This is a genomic window from Colwellia sp. MB02u-6, assembly GCF_014077095.1.
Classification (GTDB): domain Bacteria; phylum Pseudomonadota; class Gammaproteobacteria; order Enterobacterales; family Alteromonadaceae; genus Cognaticolwellia.
On the sequence record NZ_JACGVG010000027.1, the window covers coordinates 348,265 to 371,625 of the forward strand.

Sequence of the window (23,361 nt, forward strand, 5' to 3'; positions counted from 1 at the left end):
GAGATAGTGATGTCCTAGGATGATTTAACTATTTTGTCAAAAGAGGTTTACTACTTTAGTTTTATTCGATTTTTGTATAGTTTATTATGAAATATTTAATTATTGATCAAGCCGTTAATTTAAACTTAAAAAAAAGGTGCTGAGTAGCACCTTTTTAACTAACTATTTTAGCGATAAACTATGCTTCTAAATAATCACTGGCTTTAAGTGAAAACTCAGCTAACAAGTGATCTATAAAACGGTTTAACTCACCGGCCATTAAAGCAAAGTCCGCATCGAGTTTTGCGACAATATCATCACTATCAATATCGTCGTTTTGCTCTTGAATAACGTCATAGAATTTAAGACGTTTGACGGCTAAATCGTCACACAATATAAATGACAAGGATTCGTCCCACTCTAGCGCTACTTTGACGACATATTTATCAGCATCTAAGTGTGCTTTGATTTCTTCACTGGTAAGATCTTGGTTTTTAACCCTAACCACTGCGCCATCATCGCCTAAGGCATTGAACTCGGCTTCCATGCCTAATTGAAAGTTAGCGCCTAAGTTACTTTCGACTAACCATTCGGTCATAACTTCATCAGGGGCTTTTTCTGGTGACGGCGTTGTCACGGGCAATGTACCAAGTGATTTACGTAAAAGTGCCAAAAAGTCTTCGGCTTTACCACGACTACTGGTATCAATAACAATAATGTTATGCACAGCATTAATATAAGCACGAGTATCACTAAAGCGAGAAAATGCTCGTGGTAGTAACTCAAAAATAATATCTTCTTTAAACTGCTCTTTCTCTTTTTTAGTGGCGCCGCGTGATTGCTCTGCTTCTAATTGCGCTACTTTTTGTTCAATCATGTCTTTAACAACAGGAGCGGGTAGAATTTTTTCTTCTTTGCGTGCACACAATAAATAATTACCGTTTACCGCGTGAACAGTTGAGTCGCCATGCTTGCCTAAGGCATTAACCCAACCAAAATGTGATTGTTCAGTTGAAGCACAGGGCGTAAATAAATGCTCAGATAATTGTTTCTCTAAATCTTCTTCAGAACAATCAAAAGGGCGGGTAAAGGCAAAAAAGTATAGGTTTTTAAACCACATTAAGATGATCCTAGGCCCGATAAAAGTGGGCGAATAATTGAAAAACGAGGGCACTATACCCGTTCAACTTCAAGCTAAAATCAGTATCTTAAAGTTGAGCAGGTACGTTGAACGGGTATATTACCGTACTTGTTTCCATCACGCACGCCTTAGATTAATCTCATTAGGCAAGGAGCAGTTAGTGCATATTATCAAACTTGATATCATAACTTAGCCCTTGTTTAAGAGCCGAATTTGCACTAACGCTGCCATTTAAAGTGTCATTTACCAGGTTATTAACGATATAAGTGCCTAAGCCTGTGCCGCCTCTATTTCCTGCGGTAGTATAAAATGGGTCAAAGAGGTGTGTTAATTGTTCGTCAGATAACCCGTGGCCATTGTCCTTATATGTTATATGCACATGTTCACCGTTGATTTGTACTAATATGGTAATTACACCGCGCTCTATATCTTTAAAGCCATGCATGATTGAGTTGATGATTAGGTTGGTAAATATTTGAGAAATAGCGCCCGCGTGGCAATAAACTTCAGCATCGTTGGGACAATATACTTCAATCTTGTGTTGGGTTTTTTTTAATTTAGGGTGCAATGAATGGATGATTTCATCCATATATTTGCCCAGATTGACTTGACGAATTTTTTCGCTTATCTGGTCAACCGCCACTTGTTTATAACTCGTGACCAATTCAGAGGCACGTTCGAGGTTGTTTAACACTAAATTAAGACCTTGTTCTGAATTCTTGGTAAAGTCATTAAGCACTCGTTTCGAGAGTTTATTGTCTTTGATGTCTGCTTTAAGCGCAGTGAGTAAATCTGCCAGGTAAGATGTGGAGGTTATACTGACGCCTATTGGGGTATTAATTTCATGGGTCACTTCGGCGGAAATACTGCCAAGTACCGCCATTTTCTCTGCGTCAAGTAAGCGCTCTTGTGCTTTTTTTAATTGAATAATAGAACTTTTTAATTCGTGATTTGTTTCGAGCAAAGTTTTTTCTGTGGTGCTTCTGCGAGCATTTTCGGTTTGTAGATTTTTTTGCTGAGTTAATAATTCACGTTGTTGCATTTCCATTTTTAACATCGAGGTACTTAATGATGAGGTTTTACGTGCTACCTCTTGTTCAAGTATCAGGTTTTGTTCATCAAGTTTATTGTTAGCGGATATAATGTTGCTTTGGGCTAGGGCGAGTTTGTCTTTATACGCCACCAGTTCATCAATTAAATTATTATAGGCGTTTTGCAGAATGTTTAATTCGTTATTCTCATAGTTAATTACGTGCAATTTAGAGGCTTCAGGGTCATCGATATCAAATTGATTAATTTGTTCGGTTAGTGCGTTAAGTGGATTGGTCAAAAGGCTTGAAAAAGCTAAGGAAAATAACAACACCAGTGCGGCGGTTTTCACCATGGCATTACCAATAAGAAAATAAATACCTACCTGTATTCGGTTAAAAATGACCTCATTACTGGATAATAAGGTCACTGAGCCAACTTTAGTAGTGCGACCTGAAAATTCAAAAATTAATGGAAAGCCATGACCAAATAATCCTTCGCTGTGGGAGCTAACACTAAAATATTCAAGGTTGTTAACGTCATCGCGAACTGACTCAATATAAAGCGTTTCTTTATCAGCTGTTAAGCCTAATTGGGCGATAATGAGATTGTTTTCATCGGTAACTGTGATGCCTTTAATCATTGGAATAGCAATTAAGCCTTCTGCAATAGATATCGCTTGTTGGGTATTTAGTTCCCATACTGCTCGGGTTAGACTGCCACTAAAAGTTTTTTCTAGGGTGAGTAATTCATTGGCAATGTGATTTTTGGTATTGATGTATTCGGCACCAATTTGTACACAAGTAACAATAAATGTCAGAACAAAATATAATGACAATACTCGTGTAAGTAACTTTCGTGACAGGCTATTTGATTTCATTAAAGTTTTCTTTTGTTAGTGTTACTTTATTTTGCTGTTTTAAAGTAGTTTAACGTTATTATAAAGTTAACAACTTTAATTAATAATTTGAGTGATAAATCAGCGCTATGTTTTCAGCATAATTCATGCGATAAAAAGGGAACAGCGTTAATTTACCGCAAAAGCACTATAAAAGCTCGATGTAGTGGTTATTAAGCATTAATACAAAGTGTTTGTTTTGGCATAATGGTGAGAAATTATTGCTTGATGTCACAATAATGTCATAAAGATTAGGCAAACTAAGCTCAATTATTTTTAGCTATATTAATTTCTTAAAGGTATCAACATGAAACATACTTACAACAAAATCGCTGTCGTTTTATTGTCTTCTTTATCATTGTCGGCATTTGCAGCTGATGTTGAAGTTTACGGCAAAGCAAATATTTCACTGCAATCTTCTGATGAAGGTGAAGGGTCATTTACAGAAGTAAAAAGTAATGCTTCACGTATTGGACTTAAAGGTACACATGATCTGGGTGACGGCTTATCTGTTATCTATAAAGCAGAGTTTCAGGTTGACTTAGATGGTGATAGTGCAAAAGGTGATAGTATTACTGATCGTAACCAGTATGTTGGCTTAGCCGGTGGTTTTGGTGAGGTTTTATTGGGTAAAAATGACACTATGCTTAAGCAATCACAAGGCAAAGTTGATTTATTTAGTGATTTAAATGGTGATATCAAAAGTTTATGGAAAGGTGAAAACCGCATGGCGGACACACTTTCTTATAAATCACCTAAATTTAATGATTTTCAATTAGGTGTTACTTATATCGCTGAAGATGCGGTTGACGCAGTAAATGGTGTTTCAGTTGCCATATTTTACGGTGATGCAAAACTGAAAAAATCAAAAGTATTTGCTTCAGTTGCTATTGATTCTGATGTCAAAGGTTACGATATAATGCGTGCGACGATTCAAGGTAAAGTCTCTGGTGTTGTCTTGGGCGCCATAGTGCAAAGCCAAGAAAAAATAGATGGTACTGGTGAAATGGATGGTTTCATGGTGTCGGCTAAATATAAAATGGATAAAATAACCTTTAAAGGCCAATATCAAGCGGCTGACTTTAAAGGCGGTGATGATAAATCTGGTATTACTCTTGGTGCAGATTATTCACTAGCTAAAAGCACTAAGCTATACACTTTTTACACAACTTTTGATATGGACAGTGGCGAAGACCAAAATTACTTAGCCGCGGGTATCGAATATAAGTTTTAACCATGGTAGTTGTTTATACATTAATGATAAAAAGGCGCTTTGTGCGGCTTTTTTCTTGCCTAATTGTTGGGTATCGATGATCATAACAACAATAACAAACAGATTAATTTTGCTAAGGGTTTAACAAATTAACCCAATGGTAATAATTCTATCGTTGTCATGAAACTGTCACAATAATTTATCACAATGTTTGCTATACGATTAGGCGATTAGGAAGGATACATGAGTAGACAGATTTTGGTTGTTGAAGACGAAGCGGCAATAAGAGAAATGATCATCTTTGTTTTGGAGCAAAATGGTTTTAACGCCATCGAGGCTGAAACAATAGAGGAAGCACAAGCTAAAATTAAAGAACCTTATCCTGATTTAATTTTATTGGATTGGATGTTACCAGGTGGCACAGGTGTAAAGTTAGCAAAATCATTAAAACAAAATGAGTATACCCGTACCATTCCAATTATTATGCTAACCGCTAGAGCAGACGAAGACGATAAAGTTAAAGGCTTTGAAGCAGGCATTGATGACTACGTAACTAAACCTTTCTCACCGAAAGAATTAATTGCCCGCATTAAGGCGGTTATTCGCCGCGTCACGCCCACAGCGTTAGAAGAGACCATTGATTTTCACGGCATTACCTTAGACCCAGTAGCGCATCGCGTATCAATAAATAATAACAATTTAGACCTTGGCCCAACAGAGTTTCGTTTGTTACATTTTTTCCTAACCCATACTGAACGGGTTTATAGCCGAGAGCAATTACTAGACAATGTATGGGGCACAAACGTTTATGTTGAAGACAGAACGGTTGATGTCCATATTCGACGTTTACGTAAAGCTATTTCTGGTGACGGCCATGAAGATTTTATTCAGACGGTACGGGGTTCAGGTTATCGCTTTTCAGGCAAAATTCAACCCTCAGGTTAATGACTAATTTATGTTTTTTCGCATTTCAGCTAGAACGCTTTTTACCCGTATTGTCAGCGTAATTATTGTCAGCGGCTTTATTGGCTCTTTGTTTGGTCAAACATTTCTTGCTGTCAGCATTGTCTCACTATGCCTGCTTGCTTGGCATTATAATCACTTGTTTAAATTGATTAAGTGGCTGTGGCAAGGGAAATCAATAGCACCACCACAAGCTAATGGCATTTGGGGCAGAATATACGATGGTCTTTATCGCCGTATTCGCAAACAGCGCTTAAAACAGAAGCAGCTCAATGAACGTATTCGAAAGTTTCGTGATGGTGCTGAAGCCTTGCCTGATGCAGCGTTAGTGCTATCAACTGAGCTGATCATCTTATGGGGTAATAAAAAAGCTTCAAAGCTTTTAGGGGTTCGTTGGCCCGATGACATTGGTTTACGTATTGACAATTTGATTCGATTTCCAGAATTTTATAAATACCTAGGTGATGGCGACTACAATAGCCCTTGTTTAATTACTTCACCGGTAAATAACGAGTTACAGCTTGAACTGCGTATGATGGCTTACGGTAGTGATCAAATTTTATTATTAGCGCGTGATATCAGTAAAATACAACGGTTAGAGGAAATGCGCCGTGATTTTGTTGCTAATGTATCCCATGAGCTAAAAACGCCTCTAACAGTGGTACGCGGTTATGTTGAAATGGTACAAGCCAGTGAAACTGCTCTGGACCCACATTGGAAAAAAGCGTTTACCACGATAGAAACACAAGTGTCACGAATGGATAGGCTAGTTGAACAACTTTTAGTGCTATCACGAGTCGAGCATAATGTTGACGCAGATAATCATCAAGAAGTTAATTTGTCGCGCTTAATCTTAATGGTAATTGAAGAGGTGCAGTGGCTAAATCAAGACAAAAACCATAATATTAACCATGATATTAACCATGATATTGCGCCAAATATAAGTATTAATGGCAATGAACATGAATTAAAAAGCGCCTGCTTGAATTTAATTTCAAATGCCATTGCCTATACTCCGGCTAATGGTATTATTGATATCAGGCTTCGTAATGACGGTAATAAAATACGCTTTAGTGTTAAAGATAATGGCCCCGGTATTAAACCTGAGCATGTTAATCGTTTAACCGAACGCTTTTTCCGTGTTGATAAGTCTCGCTCACGAAATACGGGTGGCTCTGGGCTCGGTTTGGCGATAGTTAAACATGTGTTGAATCACCACCACGGCGAGCTTTCAATTGAAAGTGACTGGCATCAAGGTAGCGAATTTATTATCTATTTCAGTCCTGAAATCGCTAAATAATACGCTTATTAATATGTTGTCCGCATGACTAAATCTCATTGTTGGGTTATTTTTCTATCTTAAGATTCAAATAACTTATCTAAGAAGAATAAAAGCCATTTGTAATTAATTTTACATTTATTGTCTGTATAGTTTTGGCTATCCAATCTATCACTTAGCAAGGCTCAAACACTACTCAAACACCATATATTTTGTGCCGATACACTTGCTTAGCAAATCAGCTTTAAACATAAAGCCTACTAGGGCTTTGGTGTTTTTACGGTAAATAAAATGCTTAACCTAGTACTCAAAAGCCCAGCCTCGACAAATAAACTTAAACCTGATGGACTAAAGCCGCCCCTACACAGGGCTGCAGGTGATAATATAGTTTTGGTAATTGTTTGCTTTTAACTGAAAGCTGACAGCTATTGCTTTTCAACAGACAGCTTTTTTAGGCTTGTCATACAAGTGTCACAAACTTTACTTATTATTGTCACATTCACTTTCTATAGTGTTGTCAAATTAATTAGAGTTCTCATCGGAGAGTAACATGAGTTTAAAAAGTACATTAGGCGTTATTGGTTTATCAAGTCTGATCAATTTTTCTGCATTTGCAGTTGATAATGAGTTACCAAGCTATAAAAAAGTCAGTGGTGTTTCAGGCAATGTTTCGTCTGTTGGTTCAGATACCTTAGCTAATATGATGACATTTTGGGCGGAAGAGTTTAAACGTATATATCCTAATGTTAATGTGCAAATACAAGCGGCAGGTTCATCTACAGCGCCACCGGCATTAACCGAAGCAACATCTAATCTCGGCCCGATGAGCCGTAAGATGAAGTCAAGTGAAATTGAAGCGTTTCAAAAGCGTTATGGTTACAAACCAACGGCCGTTCGAGTCGCTATTGATGCTTTAGCTGTGTTTGTTCACAAAGACAACCCGATAAAGGGTCTTCGCATAGATCAGGTTGACGCTATTTTTTCAAATAACCGCAAATGTCGCGCTTTAAAAGATGTTGAACGCTGGGGAGATCTAGGGTTAACAGGTGATTGGACTGCTAAAGATATACAATTGTACGGTCGTAACTCAGTGTCAGGTACTTACGGTTACTTTAAAAAAGAAGCACTATGTAAAGGAGACTTTAAAAATAGTGTTAACGAACAGCCAGGCTCAGCATCGGTTGTACAATCGGTTTCTGCCTCATTAAACGGCATTGGTTATTCAGGCATTGGCTATAAAACCTCAGGCGTTCGTGCATTACCATTGTCTAAAAAAGGTGAAAACTTTATTGAAGCTAATATGGAAAATGCAATTTCTAAAGAGTATCCATTATCACGCTTTCTATATGTTTACGTTAATAAGCACCCGATCAAACCTTTAGCACCTATGGAAGCTGAATTTTTGAAAATGGTATTGTCAAAATCCGGTCAAGACATTGTAGAAAAAGATGGTTATATTCCATTACCTGCATCAGTTGTTGTAAAAGAATTTAAAAAGTTAGGTTTATAAACACTAGCGTATAGAAGCTTAGCAAATAAAAAAGTCCGCAATCAGCAATGAGTGCGGACTTTTTATGTTCAGGACGAACAGTATGCTGCGATCACATGGATGTGAAAGAGCAGCTATGTTCAGGACGAACAGTATGCTGCGATCACATGGATGTGAAAGAGCAGCTATGTTCAGGACGAAGTGTATGCTGCGATCACATGGATGCGAAAGAGCAGCTATGTTCAGGACGAAGTGTATGCTGCGATCACATGGATGCGAAAGAGCAGCTATGTTCAGGACGAAGTGTATGCTGCGATCACATTGCTGTTCTTTGCCATTTCGGTCATTACTCTATGTATTATGCCACGGACTTACCTTTAGATAAGAACATAGCACACGGGTATTAATAGAGACCTTAAGTCGATATGAAAGAGTAATAATATTTTGTACAGCAATATGAAAATAAGCTAAGGCATTGCTAGCATGTTGGGTAATAATGAATTTTCTAGTGAGAAATATCTACCATCAAGTCATCAGCGAGGTTTTCAAGCGCATCAATCATCGAGTCGATGTCTTTTTTATTAGTCGCAATAGTGACTTTTGCTTTGAATAGTTCATGGCCGGCATGTGGAGCGCTTTCTTGTGTACTCACCAGTTTAAGTAAATTACCACCATGATGATGAATAGTAGAAGATATTTCTTGAATTATACCCGCTCTATCGTTTGCAGTTAGTTCTAAAACAAGCAAGGTTTCAGGTACTGAATCACTAGGTTGCACGTGTTCTATTTGCATTTTAAAGCCAGTTAAGGCGGCGAGGTCACTCGATAATGCTGCTGAGCTTTCGGGTGCAACTGCAATGTCGATCACACCGGCAAAAACACCTGACATGTGATGTAAACTAGACTCTTGCCAATTGGCTTTATGCTGACTGATAAGGTCAGATAATACTTTTACTATGCCAGGGCGATCTGTTGTGATGAAAGATATAATAAGATGATTCATAATAAATCCTTTGAAAAATTAGTTGAAATTGAGCGTATTAATTAAGGTCGAGTTAGCTGAGATAGTTCTTTATGAAATTGCTTATCGTCTGCAAGGTTCAGTTCAATTAAGCGCCGTAATAAACTGACACTGTCAACATCAATACCATTGCATTGCACACCTATTTTATTGCTTTCTTGATGAGCAACGGTGACTTTCATTATGATTTTGGCGCCAAAATCATCTAATTTAAGTGATAGTAAACCCAATTTTTTTTCGAGGAATAGGCCTTTAGTATCAGTAAAAAGTAAAACGCCTTTTAATGATATATCATGAATATTGACATTAAATACTTGCTGCTCTATTGCTAATTCTGCCGAGATAGAAAAAAGAATACGTGTAAATTGGCGTCTATTCTGCATTGAGTTTAATTATCAAAAAGTGATTTACTCAGCATAGCCCGATTTCAATAAAAAGGCACCTTAATTAATTTATTAAGGTGCCTTTTACTTGTGGTTAACTAATTAGTTAACCTATTTTTTTATATTTTATTCGATGTGGTTCAGCGGCTGCTGGACCATAAGTTTTCTTCAACCATGCTTCGTATTCTGTATAATTTCCTTCATAAAAGTTGATGTGGCCTTCATCACGATAATCTAAAATATGGGTGGCGATGCGGTCAAGGAACCAACGGTCATGAGAAATAACCATGGCACAGCCTGGAAATTCTAACAGCGCTTCTTCAAGTGCACGCAAGGTTTCAACGTCTAGATCGTTGGTGGGTTCATCGAGTAGTAATACGTTACCACCTGTTTGCACTAATTTGGCTAAATGAACACGGTTACGCTCACCACCAGATAAGTCACCAATGATCTTTTGTTGATCATTACCTTTAAAGTTAAAGCGGCTAACGTAAGCACGACTTGGAATTTCAAAACTACCAATTTGTAAAATTTCATGGCCTTGAGATATTTCTTGGTATACGGTTTTACTGTTGTCCATGTCATCGCGAAACTGATCAACACTAGCAAGCTTAACGGTATCACCGAGTTCTACATGACCAGAGTCTGGCTGTTCAGCACCTGACATTATTTTAAATAAGGTTGATTTACCAGCACCGTTTGGTCCGATAATACCGACAATAGCACCTTTAGGTACACTAAAGCTTAAGTTATCAATGAGTACTCTATCCCCAAAAGATTTGGTTAAGTTATTAACATCTAATACTTTATCGCCTAAACGAGGCCCTGGTGGGATGTACAGCTCATTTGTTTCATTACGTTTTTGATGATCTTGGCTGTTAAGCTCTTCAAAGCGTGCCATACGGGCTTTGCTTTTTGACTGACGCGCTTTTGGATTTGAGCGTACCCATTCAAGTTCTTGTTTAATGGTTCTTTGCAAGGCACTTTCAGTTTTACTCTCTTGCTCTAAACGGGTGTTTTTTTGCTCTAACCATGATGAATAATTACCTTCATAAGGAATACCATATCCTCTATCAAGCTCTAGAATCCAGCCAGCGACATTATCTAAGAAATACCTATCATGAGTAATAGCAACGACGGTACCAGGGTAGTCATGTAAGAATCGCTCTAACCAGGCAACAGATTCAGCATCTAAATGGTTGGTGGGCTCATCAAGTAGCAACATATCAGGTTTTTGTAATAACAAACGACAAAGTGCAACACGACGACGTTCACCACCACTAAGTACGCCAATTTTTTGTTCCCATTCAGGTAAACGTAAAGCGTCAGCGGCGCGCTCTAAGACGTTGTCGATATTGTGGCCGTCTTGGCTATTGATAATATCTTCTAATTGCCCTTGCTCCCTTGCTAAAGCGTCAAAGTCGGCATCAGGTTCTGCGTAGTCTGAATAGACCTGGTCTAATCGTGCTATGGCATTTTTTACTTCAGAAACGGCTTCTTCAACAATTTCACGGACAGTTTTTTCTTCGTCTAATATTGGCTCTTGTGGCAAATAACCTATGTTAGTACCTGGAAGTGCTTTTGATTCACCTTCAAATTCGGTATCAAGACCGGCCATAATACGCAGTAAAGTGGATTTACCTGAGCCATTGAGACCTAGCACACCAATTTTTGCACCAGGAAAGAAAGAAAGCGAGATGTCTTTTAAAATTGTGCGCTTAGGTGGAACTACCTTGGAAACGCGGTTCATCGACATGATGAATTTATCGGGTAATGGTTGTGCCATGAAAAACCTTTTTGAGACTGTGTTAGTAATGTCACTATTCTAGGTTAATAGCTACCATGTTGGCAATGAGGTTTTATTGGCTTGATGTCGTTAAGTTAAAAGCTATCTGTGTTTGGCATCACAAATTTATCGCTTGGGTTTTAATGTGCTTCAGACTTTGTTGATTAGTTAATTAAATATACGTGATTTCTCCCCCGAGACTTAGCTTGATATAAAGCACTGTCAGAGCGGGCATAGAGATCTTGAAAGCAATTGTCGTTGGCTTTTAACACCGAAACTCCCAAACTGATTGTTATTGATAACATAATATTTTTGTTAATCAGTATTGGGTTTTTATCTAATAAATCGCGTAATCTTTCTGCGGCTTGCAGGCTTTGAGACAGGCTGATGTTGGGTAGTAATATTGAAAACTCTTCTCCGCCTATTCGGGCAAAAATATCTTCGGCTCTAATAGTGGGAGTAATGAGTTGCGCAATTTTGATTAACACTTGATCGCCAACGGGGTGACCATATTGATCGTTAACAGCCTTAAAGTGGTCAATATCTAACGAAATAACCGCCAGTGCTTGTTGGTGTCTTTTTGCTCGGTTGAACTCTCGATTAGCATTATCAAAAAAATAACGACGGTTGTAGATACTCGTCAATACATCGGTATTAGCCAGTTGTTCAAATTTTTCTTTCAGTTGATATAACTCAGTTACATTGGTGGAAAAGGCTATCATAGTTCTCATATCACCTCTTAATTGAAAAGGTACTTTTATGCTAAGGTAATGCTGCGTTTTTTTGTCAGGTGACTCTAATGTTTCGTTGATCACTACTTTTTCGTTGCGTTCAAATGCGAGTTTGTCAGTTTGCCAAAAATGATCGGCATAGCTCGGCGAAACAACATCGGTATCAAGTTTACCAATAATTTCTTCTGCCGGCAGACCAATAAGTTCTGCTACGCGCCTATTAACATATCGGTAGCGGCGTTTAGCGTCTTTCATGTAAATGTAGGCATCAATATTATTTAAAATAACGTCAAATAAATGCTTTTTATCTTGGTTATCCTCTTCTAGTGATTTTTGTATAGTAATATCTGTCGACATCCCTGAAAGACCAATGATTTCACCAATCTCATTGAATATAGGATTTTTAATAGTTTTATAGGTGTGAACTTTACCGGTAGATTTAATCAGATTACGTTCTTCAAAAACTAACGAAACTTTATCAAAAATAATCTTACGATCGTTTTTAACCAATTCATCAAGCACATTTAAATCAAAAAAGTGGCTATCATCTTTACCTATAATATCTTGAACAGAGGTTTGAAATAACTCGGCAACATCGGCATTCACATAGGTGTATTTACCGGTTAAATCTTTGCAATAAACATAGGATCCAATATTATCGAGCACACTAGTCATTTCATGCACTTGTCGCAATAAAGCGGCTATATTTTTTTTATTGGCCATACGTACATCCCATCACTATTATTCAGTTTAATACCAGAATATCCCTCTGAGATTTAATCTACAGGTTTTTATAATAATAGTTAACTTATTTATTACAATTTATTTACAGTTCAATACTCAAAACAGGTGTTTAATATCTGCTTTATGGCGTTAGGTTAAGTGTTTATCAGATGTATTATATTGAAATATATATTGAAATTTAAATTCACTCATTTACACACTGTTATACTTTTTTAGTCTGTATTTAAGTGACTCAATTTAAAAGGTTAACTCGTCTTATTAATAACGTCTTATTAAAGGTCATTTGTTAAGCACTATTTGCTAAACAGGATTGAATGCAATTAACGATAAATAGCTATTAGGTAAATATTTAGCGCAGAAAGTCATTGAGTTGGCAGAGCAGCAAAGTGATGTTTTGCTGCTCCAATGACAACGAATGTTATCTAAACGCTGTCATGAGCAGCCAACTTTGGCGAGCTTTGCTGAAAAACGTCCAGCATGGCCTAAACACAAAGCGGGCTTTTCGATGTTATCTTGTAGCTCTTATTGTAGCTCTTAAATTTTTATAGCGGTTTTACTGTCTATTGCATTAGAGCGAGTAATACAGATTGGGTATTATTACTTGACGTTTTCTTGATTTTTTCGACGATACTGCTCCGCAACGACCTTGATGACATCGCGCCAAGTAATAACACCAATAGCACATTTATTTTCATCAACAACAGGCAGGCAAGATATTTTGTGATCATGAAATAGCAATACTGCTTCAGATAAGCTGACATTTTCTGCTGTAGTGATCAGCTCTCGAGTCATGATTAAATGCACTTTTTTATTTAATATAAAACTATCTTGTGGGGTTTCTTTACGCGTACCTGTCGTAGGGCTTAAGTTTTTCCATAAATCACGGTCGGTAATAATGCCTTTTAAGATGGTTTTATCTTTGATCAAAATATGATGTATATTATGTTGATCAAACAATTTTTTAGCACTCTCTAGGCTGTCATCTAACTCTAATGTTATTAAATCACGTTGCATTACTTTACTAATATTCATGTATTTATCTTTATCCTTCGGTGCAATTCACGGTTATTTTAATGGTTGAGTGAGATAAAAACAACTTGTCATAAAACTGTCATGTTGCTGTCTTATAATCTCGACAGTTATAAAAATTATCATAGTTAAAGGTGTTTTTAAGTGGCCATTGCTTCTAAATCAGCAAACTATCGCAAGGTGAAAAATTCATTAGCAAAATGGATGATTACCTTAGGCGGTATCAGTGTTTTATTTACGCTAGTCTTAATATTCATGTATTTACTCTACGTAATTAAACCTATCTTTGAATCTGCAAAAGTTGATGTAACAGCAAAATTTGTTATCAACGAAGAATATAAAGTGCTAGCAACAGGCGTTGATGAATTAAAAGAAGTTGCCTATAGCATTACTGAACAAGGCAAGATTAACTTTTATCAATTAGTTGATGGTGACGGGCATAAAGCCGGTGAAAAAATACTCTCTCAATCATTGGTTGCTGATGGCGAAAGCCTAACGCAGCTGATTAATGTGGGTCAAAAGCAAAAACTATTAATTGACAGCGCTGGCAATGTTCAGCTTATTGTACCAAGTTTTACTGCTAACTTTACCAGTGGTAAAAGGGTCATTATTCCTAGTATTCGTTATCCGTTAGGTAAAGAATATTTACCCATTGATGAAAATAACGCAACAATTACCAAACTGTCGTTCGCTATGGATGATGAAAAAGCCATTTTCGTTGCTTTTACCCAAGATAATCGCCTGATTAAAACTACTTTGTTAGCTGAGGATGACTTTAATTACGACACTGCGTATGAAGTACAATATCAAGAAATCGACTATGGGGCTAAGCAGGTTAATGATATTTTGGTCTCGTCAGGTTTGTCTATGGCGTTTATTCGCCAAAATGATCAAGTTGCTGTGTTTTCATTAGATGATGAAGCCGAGCTAAAAGCGACTATTATTCCGCAGCTGGCACAAAATAAATCAACACCTAATCATATTACCACCATGGCGTTATTATCAGGTGGAAGCTCAATTTTATTGGGTGATGACAATGGCTCAGTCAGTCAATGGTTCGAAGTCGCCACAGATGAAGGGCGTGAGTTTAAAGAAATCCGACGTTTCAAAGTGAGTGATAACGAACCGGTAACAGCCATTTATACCGAGCAATATCGTAAAAGTTTTTATACTGAGACACCATCAGGTGAAATGGGTATGTTTTATACCACCAGCGAAGCAGATTTATGGCGTGGTAATTTACACCAAGGCAATGTTCAAGCGCTTTCTATCGCACCTCGTGCCGATGGTTTAGTGGTATTTTCGAACAACGAGTTGACTATTTTCTCTGTTAAAAATGAACACCCAGAAGTTACTTGGCAAGCACTTTGGCAAGAAGTTTGGTATGAAAGTTATCCTGAACCTGAGTTTATTTGGCAATCTACTTCTGGCTCTGATGATTTTGAAGCAAAATTTTCTTTGGTGCCTATTTCGTTTGGTACCATTAAAGCCGCATCATACGCGATGATGTTTGCCGTCCCTATTGCCTTAACGGCCGCTATTTATACGGCTTACTTTATGACGCCAGGTATGCGCAGAAAAGTTAAACCGACCATTGAGATGATGGAAGCGTTGCCAACCGTCATTTTAGGTTTCTTGGCTGGACTTTGGTTAGCACCTATTATTGAAATTTACTTACCGGCTATTTGCTTATTGCTAGTTTTTATTCCGTCCTCAGTGTTTATTACCGCTTTCTCATGGCACAGATTACCTCGAAAATATAAAACACTTGTTCCTGAAACATGGGCACCTATTATTTTAATACCGGCTATTTTACTGGCGGCCTATGCGGCATTCGCGTTATCTCCTGTGCTTGAATTACACTTATTTGGTGGTGATGTTCGACAATATATTACTAATGATTTAGGTATTAGCTTTGACCAACGAAATGCTTTAGTTGTTGGTATTGCCATGGGATTTGCGGTTATTCCTACGATATTCTCTATGGCTGAAGATGCTATTTTTAGTGTACCTAGGCATTTAACCAGTGGTTCTTTGGCATTAGGCGCCACACAATGGCAAACCTTAATTAAAGTGGTGTTACTGACCGCAAGCCCAGGCATATTCTCTGCCGTTATGATGGGGCTTGGCCGCGCAGTGGGAGAAACCATGATTGTGTTAATGGCAACCGGTAATACCCCGATTCTTGATTGGAGTATTTTCCAAGGCATGAGAACACTTGCAGCAAATATTGCGGTTGAAATGCCAGAATCGGAAGTGGGTAGTTCTCATTATCGTATTCTGTTTTTGGCCGCATTTGTTTTATTTGTATTTACTTTTGTAGTCAATACGCTAGCTGAATTTGTACGTCAGCGTTTGCGTGAAAAATATAGCTCATTGTAAGGAAGGCGACATAGCATGAATAATTGGTTTAAGTCTGGCTCTCCTTGGGTGTGGTTGTCAGCAGGTGGTGTTAGCATCAGCCTGATATCGGTTTTAGGTTTATTGGGGCTAATTGCCTGGCGTGGTTTAAGTTATTTTTGGCCAGCAGATATTTATCAGTTTGAAATGACTGATGAGCAAGGTAAAAATTTAACAGTTATTGGTGAAATTTACGAAAGAGAAAGTATACCTGCATCGCAGTTGGTACACCTCAATCTCAATATTGATGAGTCAGCTGAAACTATTGAGCGACTATTAATTAAAACCGGTAACCGTGAATTAGTCAGTTTAGACTTTCGTTGGATTTTAGTACCGCAAATTAATAACACCTCATTACCTGCAGAGTTAGTGGTTATTGAGCGTCGCACCCATGGTAATTTCTATGGTTATATCGAGGAAGTTATTCTAGATGGTCAGGCGGTAGAACAAAATAAAATGTTACAGCTTGTTGAGCGAGTTAGTGACTTTCAAGCTGAGATGGAAGACCTACAAAAGTCTGATATTGGCGCCATTAACTATCAAATTGAACGCACGCGTTTAAAAGAGCGCAAGCATATACTTGATAACACGCTTACTACGCAATTGCAGCAAGAGTTGAAAGATAAAGTGGTGGGCTTAAAGGCTGATTATAGTGTGCTAGAAGAGCAGTTGATGGCTTTACGTGAGAAAATCTCCCGTGACCAAATTATTGTGCGCGCTATGGATGGACAAAAAGTTACCATTAACTTTGAAGATGTACTACAGGTTACCTTTAATAATAAACTCAATGTGTTTGAAAAGCTGAAAATGTTTTTTAGTCAAATTGGGGCATTTGTTAGCGATGATCCGCGTGAAGCAAACACCGAAGGTGGTGTATTTCCTGCGATATTTGGTACGGTATTAATGGTGTTGTTAATGACAGTGATTGTTTCGCCATTGGGTGTTGTTGCCGCTATTTATTTGCATGAATACGCTGGTAACAATGCGCTAACAAAACTACTACGCATCGCTGTTATTAACCTTGCAGGTGTACCCTCTATTGTTTATGGGGTATTTGGTTTAGGTTTCTTTGTCTATATGGTGGGGGGCAGCTTAGATGATTTGTTTTATGCTGAAACACTGCCTAGTCCGACGTTTGGTACACCAGGCGTGATGTGGTCAGCGCTTACCTTGGCTATTTTAACCTTACCTGTGGTTATCGTTTCAACTGAGGAAGGCTTATCGCGTATTCCTTCTGCTATGCGACATGGTAGCTTAGCCTTAGGCGCCACTAAAGCTGAAACCTTATGGCGTATTATTTTACCTATTGCGAGTCCGGCGATTATGACCGGCATTATTTTAGCCATAGCACGTGCGGCAGGTGAAGTTGCGCCATTAATGTTAGTTGGCGTGGTGAAAATGGCGCCAAACTTACCCCTTGATGGTAACTTTCCGTTTTTACATTTAGACCGTAAATTTATGCACTTAGGTTTTCACATTTATGACGTTGGCTTTCAAAGCCCCAATGTTGAAGCGGCTAGACCTTTGGTTTATGCCACGGCATTATTATTAGTGAGTATTATTGTTGCTTTGAATATAACTGCGGTCTCGATTCGTAATCGCTTGCGGGAAAAATATCGTATGTTAGATCAATAAGCTCAGACGATAAAAGCAAGCAATTTAAAAAATTAAAAGATGCACGGGAAGTAATTCCTATCTATTGAATAAGATTTAAAGAGAATACTATGATTTCTGTTACCCCAAAAAAATTATCAGAACACAGGGTTAAGCTCGATCTTAATAACCTGTCGCCAGAGCAAGTGGCGTTAGAAATTAAGAACCTAGACTTATATTATGGTGACAAGCAGGCATTACAAAATATTTCAATGTCGATTCCTAAGGGGCAAGTAACTGCTTTTATCGGACCCAGTGGTTGTGGCAAGTCAACCTTGTTGCGTTGCATAAACCGGATGAATGATTTAGTTGATATTTGTAAGATAACAGGTGAAATAAACCTTAATGGTGACAATATTTACGATCGCCATACCGATGTGGCGGCCTTGCGTCGTAAAGTAGGAATGGTATTTCAACGGCCGAACCCTTTCCCTAAATCTATTTATGAAAATGTTGTTTATGGTTTGCGAATCACCGGTGTCAACAACCGCCGTGTGCTAGATGAAGCGGTAGAAAACGCCTTGCGCAGTGCGGCGTTGTGGAATGAGGTTAAAGATAGGTTACATGAGAGTGCTTTGGGGCTTTCGGGTGGTCAGCAACAGCGTTTAGTGATTGCACGCGCCATTGCCATTGAGCCAGAAGTGTTATTGTTAGATGAACCCACATCGGCTTTAGATCCTATTTCAACCTTAACCATTGAAGAATTGATCAACGATTTAAAGAAACAGTTTACTGTGGTTATAGTGACTCATAACATGCAACAAGCGGCGCGCGTTTCAGACCAAACTGCCTTTATGTATATGGGTGACCTTATTGAGTATAGTGACACCAATACCTTGTTTACGACGCCAGTAAAAAAGAAAACAGAAGATTACATTACTGGCCGTTATGGTTAATATAAAATGATGATAAACAGAGGGGTATACCGTGGATAAATTAAATGTTGGTCGTCATATTTCTGGCCAATTTAACGAAGACTTAGAGCGTATTATTAATCATGTTATGCATATGGGTGGCTTGGTTGAAAAACAGCTAACTGACGCGCTAACATCGGTTTGTGATGCGGATGAAGCATTAGCGAAAAAAGTGCTTAGCAACGACTATTTGATTAATAACGCTGAAGTGAGTATTGATGATGAGTGTACGCGCATCATTGCCAAGCGTCAGCCAGCCGCTGGCGATTTACGTTTAGTGATGGCGATTGTAAAAACCATTACTGATTTAGAGCGCATTGGCGATGAAGCTGGAAAAATTGCTAACGTCACCTTAGAAAGCTTATCAGGTAAGCACAAAGACCTATTATCGAATTTGGATAATTTGGGTCGTCATGTATTAACTTTTTTGCAAGCCACGTTAGATGCGTTTACTCGCATGGACGTTGAAGCGGCGATTCAAGTGCATAAAAGTGATGACAAAATTGATCGCGAGTACGAAGCCTTAATACGCCAACTGATGACTTATATGATGGAAGACCCACGCTCCATCCCACAAGTGATGAGTGTTATTTGGTCAGCCCGAGCGCTAGAGCGTATTGGTGATCGTTGTCAAAATATTTGTGAATACATTATTTATTTTGTCAAAGGTAAATCGGTGCGTCATACCACACCGGAAGACTTCGAATCTTTATCTTAAATCCTTATATTAAATTAATGTATTTAGTCATAGACATTATTAGCTATTGTATGGCTAATAATGTCTATCCTTTTAATAGCACGGATAAACAATAATCATGCTATAAACAGCCGCTGTCTTGTGATAAAACCTTTGAATTCACTTTCAAATGCTTTAATATCCGCGTCGAATAAAAAACAAAGAGCTTAAGCTCCTGGAAATTAATTATGGCCAGAAACTCAATCATTGGCATATTTGCAAAGTCGCCAATTAAACCCTTAGAAAAACATATTCGAATAGTACATAAGTGTTGTAGTCAACTTGTGCCTTTTTTCGCGGCAGTGACCGAAGAAGATTGGAGTAGTGCAGGAAAAATTCGTAAGAAAATTTCTAAATTGGAATGCGATGCTGACGATTTAAAACGTCAAATTCGCTTAGAACTTCCAGGCGGTTTATTTATGCCCGTCGACCGTGCTGATTTACTAGAGTTATTATCTCAACAAGATAAAATTGCCAATCGTGCAAAGGATATTGCCGGACGTATCTTTGGCCGAAAATTAACCATTCCTACCGAATTACAAGCGCAGTTTATTGCTTATGTAGCGCGTAGTATCGACGCAGCTGAAAAAGCCGCAGATGCAATAAATGAACTGGATGACTTATTAGAAACTGGATTTCGTGGTCGTGAAGTTGATTTGGTCTCTAAAATGATCAGTCAACTTGATGAAATTGAAGATGAAACAGATGGCATGCAAATTAAATTACGTAAAGATTTACTAAATATTGAAAAAGATTTAAATTGCATAGATGTGATGTTTTTATATCAAATTATTGATTGGGTTGGCGACTTAGCTGATCTTGCCGAACGTGTTGGCGCACGTTTAGAAATTCTTTTAGCTAGAAAATAAGGCTGACTTATGGAAATTTTACTCTCTCATGGCTCTACGTTAGTCATGATCGCCGCTGCTGTAGGCTTTTTTATGGCATGGGGCATAGGTGCAAACGATGTTGCTAATGCCATGGGAACATCAGTTGGTTCAAAAGCATTAACTATTAAGCAAGCTATTATTATTGCAATGATTTTCGAATTTGCTGGTGCATATTTAGCCGGTGGTGAAGTTACATCAACAATCCGTAAGGGCATTATTGACCCCGCGTTATTTGTCGACATCCCTGAATTATTAGTCTTCGGTATGATTTCTGCCTTATTAGCCGCCGCAACCTGGTTGTTAGTGGCGTCTGTTTTAGGTTGGCCGGTATCGACTACTCACTCAATTGTGGGCGCTATTATCGGTTTTGCTGCAATCGGCATAAGCCCTGATACAGTGGCTTGGGGTAAAGTAGGCGGTATTGTGGGTAGTTGGGTTGTTACACCGTTGATCTCGGGTGTTATTGCTTTTATTATTTTTAATAGTGCACAAAAACTAATTTTTGATACCGACAAACCATTAGAACAAGCAAAACGTTATGTGCCGTTTTACATGTTTTTAGCGGGCTTTGTTTTATCGTTAGTGACCATTAAAAAAGGCTTAAAACATATAGGTTTAGATAATATAGACTTAGGTTTTTATAACTTTGAAATTGCGGGCGCTGGTGGCTATTACCTAGCGATTATTGTCGCTGTCATTGTTGCTATTATTGGTAAGTTTTTTATCTCTCGTCTTAAGTTTGATGATAAAGCGGATAAAACGACACATTACGCTAATGTTGAAAAAGTATTTGCTGTCTTAATGGTAGTAACTGCTTGTTGTATGGCATTTGCTCATGGTTCAAATGATGTTGCCAATGCCATTGGACCCTTAGCGGCTGTCGTTAGTATTGTGGATAACGGTGGTGAAATTGCCAAGAAAGCTTCACTAGTTTGGTGGATTTTACCACTGGGTGGTTTAGGTATTGTTGCCGGTCTTGCAATGTTTGGTCATCGTGTTATGGCCACTATAGGCACCGGCATTACTCACTTAACACCGAGTCGAGGTTTTGCTGCGGAGTTAGCTGCTGCATGTACGGTAGTTATTGCTTCAGGTGCAGGCCTGCCTATTTCAACCACACAAACATTAGTGGGTGCGGTGCTAGGGGTAGGAATGGCGCGTGGTATTGCCGCGATTAATTTAGGTGTAGTGCGTAATATTGTTATCTCTTGGGTGATTACTTTACCCATAGGTGCAGGCCTTTCTATTATCTTCTTCTGGATAATGAAAAGTATATTTAGCTAATAACTTAAGTATGAAAACGTAAATCAAGCCAGCAATTATGCTGGCTTTTTTATCTTCAGCCCGCTCCTCGCTTGATGGCATCAGTGCTTCTATGCACGTCGATGTGAAAGAATGATGCTGTTCAAATCTCTCAGGTATGCTCTTTTTTGTCGCATTAGTATGGCTCAGAAATTGCTCCGATATTACTCGATTGACTTAGCTCCTTGTAATAACCTGTTCGCTAATGTGCAAGAGTGATGAGGTGGGTTAGCTAATAGGAGCGCTATGAGTTGAGATAATGGCATGACTGCTGTTTTTTTATGCTAAATCAAGCAATTATCAATGTAAGTCAATAAAATGGCTTGCGAGCGAGTTTAATTCCCGATACTATGTCGGCTCTTTAAAGCTGAATACGATGTTTATCTGGTTTATTCATTTAAAGATAGTGCCTTGATAGCTCAGTCGGTAGAGCAGAGGATTGAAAATCCTCGTGTCCCTGGTTCGATTCCGGGTCAAGGCACCATATTATATTTTAGTAAAAATATAAAACCTTAACACTTATATGTTGAGGTTTTTTTTTGACTGAAATTTATCTTTGTTCTCTCTTAACGATTTTGTCGTTGTTGATGTTATGACGGTAAGTATTTTTTATCAGACATAAAAAATGCCCGCTAATCAGCAGGCATTTTATTTAGTTCGTTTGGTCTGTTTACAAAAACACTATTTTTTCTGAGCCTGTTTACTGGCACTTTTAGTGGCTCGACGCTCGGCTATTACTTGTTTTATGTCGCCGCCAATATGTTCTTCACCACGCGCTTTAGCAAGGTTGATTTGTTTTTCACGCTCCTGAAAGCCACTTTTTTGCTCGTCAGTGTATTTATCATAACAACGTGGGCAACTTACGCCTTGAATATAATGCTCGCTGGTTTTTTCTGCTGCTGTGATTGGATAACGACAGGCAAAACATTGATCATATCGACCACGCTCTAAATTATGGTTAACGGCAACTCGGCTGTCAAATACAAAGCATTCGCCTTGCCACATAGTGTCTTGCTCAGGGACTTCTTCAAGGTATTTTAATACGCCACCTTCTAGATGGTAAACTTCTTCAAAGCCTTGCTCTTTTAGATAGGCGGTGGACTTTTCACAACGTATACCGCCGGTACAGAACATAGCAACTTTTTTGTGTTTATTTTTATCTAGATTCTTCGCGACATATTCAGGAAATTCACGGAAATTTTCGGTGTTTGGGTTGATAGCATTTTTAAAGCTGCCAATTTCTACTTCGTAATCATTGCGGGTATCTATTAAGAGCATTTCGGGATCAGAAATAAGGGCATTCCAATCTTTGGGTTTAACATAAGTGCCAGCGGTAAGTGTTGGATCTATACCTTCGACACCCATAGTGACAATTTCTTTTTTTAATTTAACTTTCGTTCGAGCAAAAGGGTTGTCTTGATGAAACGAGCATTTAGATGATACGCCAGATAAACGACTGTCACTGTTAATAAAGGCGAGTACGGCGTCTATGCCCATTTGTGATCCAGCGATAGTGCCGTTGATACCTTCAAGCGCTAAAAGTAAGGTGCCTTTAACTGCATTGTCTTCCATCACTTCTAGCAAAGGTGGCTTAATAGCGTCGAAATTCTCTAAGCGAACAAATTTATATAAGGCGCAAACGGTAATGTTATTCATATTTTATTGACCCATTGAGCGAGCCTGATAGTAAGTCAGGAGCTATAGATTGAATGTTAACCTACCACTAAGGCAGGCGTGCTAATTTTACCATATATTGATAAATTGACAGCATTCTAGCAAAT

Annotated in this window: 18 protein-coding genes and 1 tRNA gene; 11 read left to right on the forward strand and 8 right to left on the reverse strand. The window is 38.3% G+C overall.

The window, feature by feature from the left end:
- Nucleotides 1-178: 178 nt before the first annotated feature.
- A complete protein-coding gene (gene rdgC, locus H4J46_RS03970; RefSeq protein ID WP_182232243.1) occupies nt 179-1,099 on the reverse strand; it encodes a recombination-associated protein RdgC in 921 nt (306 codons plus the stop codon).
- A gap of 178 nt (nt 1,100-1,277) precedes the next feature.
- The gene (locus tag H4J46_RS03975) at nt 1,278-3,029 is read right to left on the reverse strand and encodes a HAMP domain-containing sensor histidine kinase (RefSeq protein ID WP_182232244.1); all 1,752 of its coding nucleotides are present in this window, start codon (nt 3,027-3,029) and stop codon (nt 1,278-1,280) included.
- Between the two features lie 325 nt (nt 3,030-3,354).
- Between H4J46_RS03975 and H4J46_RS03980 the strand changes: the two genes are divergently transcribed.
- From H4J46_RS03980 to H4J46_RS03995, 4 genes are all read left to right on the forward strand, one after another.
- Nucleotides 3,355-4,281, forward strand: coding sequence for a porin (locus tag H4J46_RS03980; protein ID WP_182232245.1), 927 nt, complete (start codon nt 3,355-3,357; stop codon nt 4,279-4,281).
- A 222-nt stretch (nt 4,282-4,503) separates the two neighbouring features.
- The gene (phoB, locus tag H4J46_RS03985) at nt 4,504-5,205 is read left to right on the forward strand and encodes a phosphate regulon transcriptional regulator PhoB (protein WP_182232246.1); all 702 of its coding nucleotides are present in this window, start codon (nt 4,504-4,506) and stop codon (nt 5,203-5,205) included.
- A 10-nt stretch (nt 5,206-5,215) separates the two neighbouring features.
- Complete coding sequence (gene phoR, locus H4J46_RS03990) at nt 5,216-6,523, forward strand: phosphate regulon sensor histidine kinase PhoR (RefSeq protein ID WP_182232247.1); 1,308 nt, start codon at nt 5,216-5,218, stop codon at nt 6,521-6,523.
- Nucleotides 6,524-7,052: 529 nt separating this feature from the next.
- Complete coding sequence (locus H4J46_RS03995) at nt 7,053-8,012, forward strand: PstS family phosphate ABC transporter substrate-binding protein (RefSeq protein ID WP_182232248.1); 960 nt, start codon at nt 7,053-7,055, stop codon at nt 8,010-8,012.
- A 484-nt stretch (nt 8,013-8,496) separates the two neighbouring features.
- Here H4J46_RS03995 and H4J46_RS04000 read toward each other — a convergent pair whose 3' ends face one another.
- From H4J46_RS04000 to H4J46_RS04020, 5 genes are all read right to left on the reverse strand, one after another.
- The gene (locus H4J46_RS04000) at nt 8,497-8,994 is read right to left on the reverse strand and encodes a glycine cleavage system protein R (RefSeq protein ID WP_182232249.1); all 498 of its coding nucleotides are present in this window, start codon (nt 8,992-8,994) and stop codon (nt 8,497-8,499) included.
- A gap of 41 nt (nt 8,995-9,035) precedes the next feature.
- Nucleotides 9,036-9,395: a PilZ domain-containing protein gene (locus H4J46_RS04005; protein WP_182232250.1), complete on the reverse strand. Its 360-nt coding sequence runs from the start codon at nt 9,393-9,395 to the stop codon at nt 9,036-9,038.
- Nucleotides 9,396-9,501: 106 nt separating this feature from the next.
- Complete coding sequence (ettA, locus tag H4J46_RS04010) at nt 9,502-11,181, reverse strand: energy-dependent translational throttle protein EttA (RefSeq protein WP_182232251.1); 1,680 nt, start codon at nt 11,179-11,181, stop codon at nt 9,502-9,504.
- A 164-nt stretch (nt 11,182-11,345) separates the two neighbouring features.
- The gene (locus H4J46_RS04015) at nt 11,346-12,635 is read right to left on the reverse strand and encodes a diguanylate cyclase (RefSeq protein ID WP_182232252.1); all 1,290 of its coding nucleotides are present in this window, start codon (nt 12,633-12,635) and stop codon (nt 11,346-11,348) included.
- Between the two features lie 618 nt (nt 12,636-13,253).
- Nucleotides 13,254-13,688 (reverse strand): CBS domain-containing protein, encoded by a 435-nt coding sequence (locus H4J46_RS04020; protein WP_182232253.1) that lies wholly within the window; start codon nt 13,686-13,688, stop codon nt 13,254-13,256.
- 201 nt (nt 13,689-13,889) lie between these two features.
- On the opposite strand from H4J46_RS04020, the gene H4J46_RS04025 reads away from it, so the two are divergent.
- The 7 genes from H4J46_RS04025 (at nt 13,890) to H4J46_RS04055 (ending at nt 22,064) form a co-directional block, all read left to right on the forward strand.
- The gene (locus tag H4J46_RS04025) at nt 13,890-16,067 is read left to right on the forward strand and encodes an ABC transporter permease subunit (RefSeq protein WP_182232506.1); all 2,178 of its coding nucleotides are present in this window, start codon (nt 13,890-13,892) and stop codon (nt 16,065-16,067) included.
- A gap of 15 nt (nt 16,068-16,082) precedes the next feature.
- Nucleotides 16,083-17,720 carry a phosphate ABC transporter permease PstA gene (gene pstA, locus H4J46_RS04030; RefSeq protein WP_182232254.1) on the forward strand — a complete coding sequence of 546 codons (1,638 nt, stop codon included), beginning with the start codon at nt 16,083-16,085 and terminating at the stop codon, nt 17,718-17,720.
- An 89-nt stretch (nt 17,721-17,809) separates the two neighbouring features.
- Nucleotides 17,810-18,634 (forward strand): phosphate ABC transporter ATP-binding protein PstB, encoded by an 825-nt coding sequence (pstB, locus tag H4J46_RS04035; protein ID WP_182232255.1) that lies wholly within the window; start codon nt 17,810-17,812, stop codon nt 18,632-18,634.
- A gap of 31 nt (nt 18,635-18,665) precedes the next feature.
- Complete coding sequence (gene phoU, locus H4J46_RS04040; protein ID WP_182232256.1) at nt 18,666-19,370, forward strand: phosphate signaling complex protein PhoU; 705 nt, start codon at nt 18,666-18,668, stop codon at nt 19,368-19,370.
- Between the two features lie 206 nt (nt 19,371-19,576).
- Nucleotides 19,577-20,257 (forward strand): TIGR00153 family protein, encoded by a 681-nt coding sequence (locus H4J46_RS04045; RefSeq protein ID WP_182232257.1) that lies wholly within the window; start codon nt 19,577-19,579, stop codon nt 20,255-20,257.
- A gap of 9 nt (nt 20,258-20,266) precedes the next feature.
- On the forward strand, nt 20,267-21,562 hold the full coding sequence (locus H4J46_RS04050; protein ID WP_182232258.1) for an inorganic phosphate transporter: 1,296 nt from the start codon (nt 20,267-20,269) through the stop codon (nt 21,560-21,562).
- Between the two features lie 426 nt (nt 21,563-21,988).
- Nucleotides 21,989-22,064, forward strand: a tRNA-Phe gene (locus H4J46_RS04055).
- Nucleotides 22,065-22,261: 197 nt separating this feature from the next.
- On the opposite strand, the gene H4J46_RS04060 is transcribed toward H4J46_RS04055, so the two are convergent.
- On the reverse strand, nt 22,262-23,236 hold the full coding sequence (locus H4J46_RS04060; protein WP_182232259.1) for a rhodanese-related sulfurtransferase: 975 nt from the start codon (nt 23,234-23,236) through the stop codon (nt 22,262-22,264).
- Nucleotides 23,237-23,361: the final 125 nt, after the last annotated feature.

Bases quoted from the DNA above. Each gene is read 5' to 3' on its own strand.
- H4J46_RS04015 (WP_182232252.1), bottom strand. From the start codon at position 12,635: ATGGCCAATAAAAAAAATATAGCCGCTTTATTGCGACAAGTGCATGAA.
- H4J46_RS03995 (WP_182232248.1), top strand. From the start codon at position 7,053: ATGAGTTTAAAAAGTACATTAGGCGTTATTGGTTTATCAAGTCTGATC.
- H4J46_RS04045 (WP_182232257.1), top strand. From the start codon at position 19,577: ATGGCCAGAAACTCAATCATTGGCATATTTGCAAAGTCGCCAATTAAA.
- rdgC (WP_182232243.1), bottom strand. From the start codon at position 1,099: ATGTGGTTTAAAAACCTATACTTTTTTGCCTTTACCCGCCCTTTTGAT.
- pstA (WP_182232254.1), top strand. From the start codon at position 16,083: ATGAATAATTGGTTTAAGTCTGGCTCTCCTTGGGTGTGGTTGTCAGCA.
- H4J46_RS04025 (WP_182232506.1), top strand. From the start codon at position 13,890: ATGATTACCTTAGGCGGTATCAGTGTTTTATTTACGCTAGTCTTAATA.
- pstB (WP_182232255.1), top strand. From the start codon at position 17,810: ATGATTTCTGTTACCCCAAAAAAATTATCAGAACACAGGGTTAAGCTC.
- phoB (WP_182232246.1), top strand. From the start codon at position 4,504: ATGAGTAGACAGATTTTGGTTGTTGAAGACGAAGCGGCAATAAGAGAA.
- phoR (WP_182232247.1), top strand. From the start codon at position 5,216: ATGTTTTTTCGCATTTCAGCTAGAACGCTTTTTACCCGTATTGTCAGC.
- H4J46_RS04050 (WP_182232258.1), top strand. From the start codon at position 20,267: ATGGAAATTTTACTCTCTCATGGCTCTACGTTAGTCATGATCGCCGCT.
- H4J46_RS03980 (WP_182232245.1), top strand. From the start codon at position 3,355: ATGAAACATACTTACAACAAAATCGCTGTCGTTTTATTGTCTTCTTTA.
- ettA (WP_182232251.1), bottom strand. From the start codon at position 11,181: ATGGCACAACCATTACCCGATAAATTCATCATGTCGATGAACCGCGTT.
- H4J46_RS04005 (WP_182232250.1), bottom strand. From the start codon at position 9,395: ATGCAGAATAGACGCCAATTTACACGTATTCTTTTTTCTATCTCGGCA.
- H4J46_RS04020 (WP_182232253.1), bottom strand. From the start codon at position 13,688: ATGAATATTAGTAAAGTAATGCAACGTGATTTAATAACATTAGAGTTA.
- H4J46_RS04000 (WP_182232249.1), bottom strand. From the start codon at position 8,994: ATGAATCATCTTATTATATCTTTCATCACAACAGATCGCCCTGGCATA.
- H4J46_RS03975 (WP_182232244.1), bottom strand. From the start codon at position 3,029: ATGAAATCAAATAGCCTGTCACGAAAGTTACTTACACGAGTATTGTCA.
- H4J46_RS04060 (WP_182232259.1), bottom strand. From the start codon at position 23,236: ATGAATAACATTACCGTTTGCGCCTTATATAAATTTGTTCGCTTAGAG.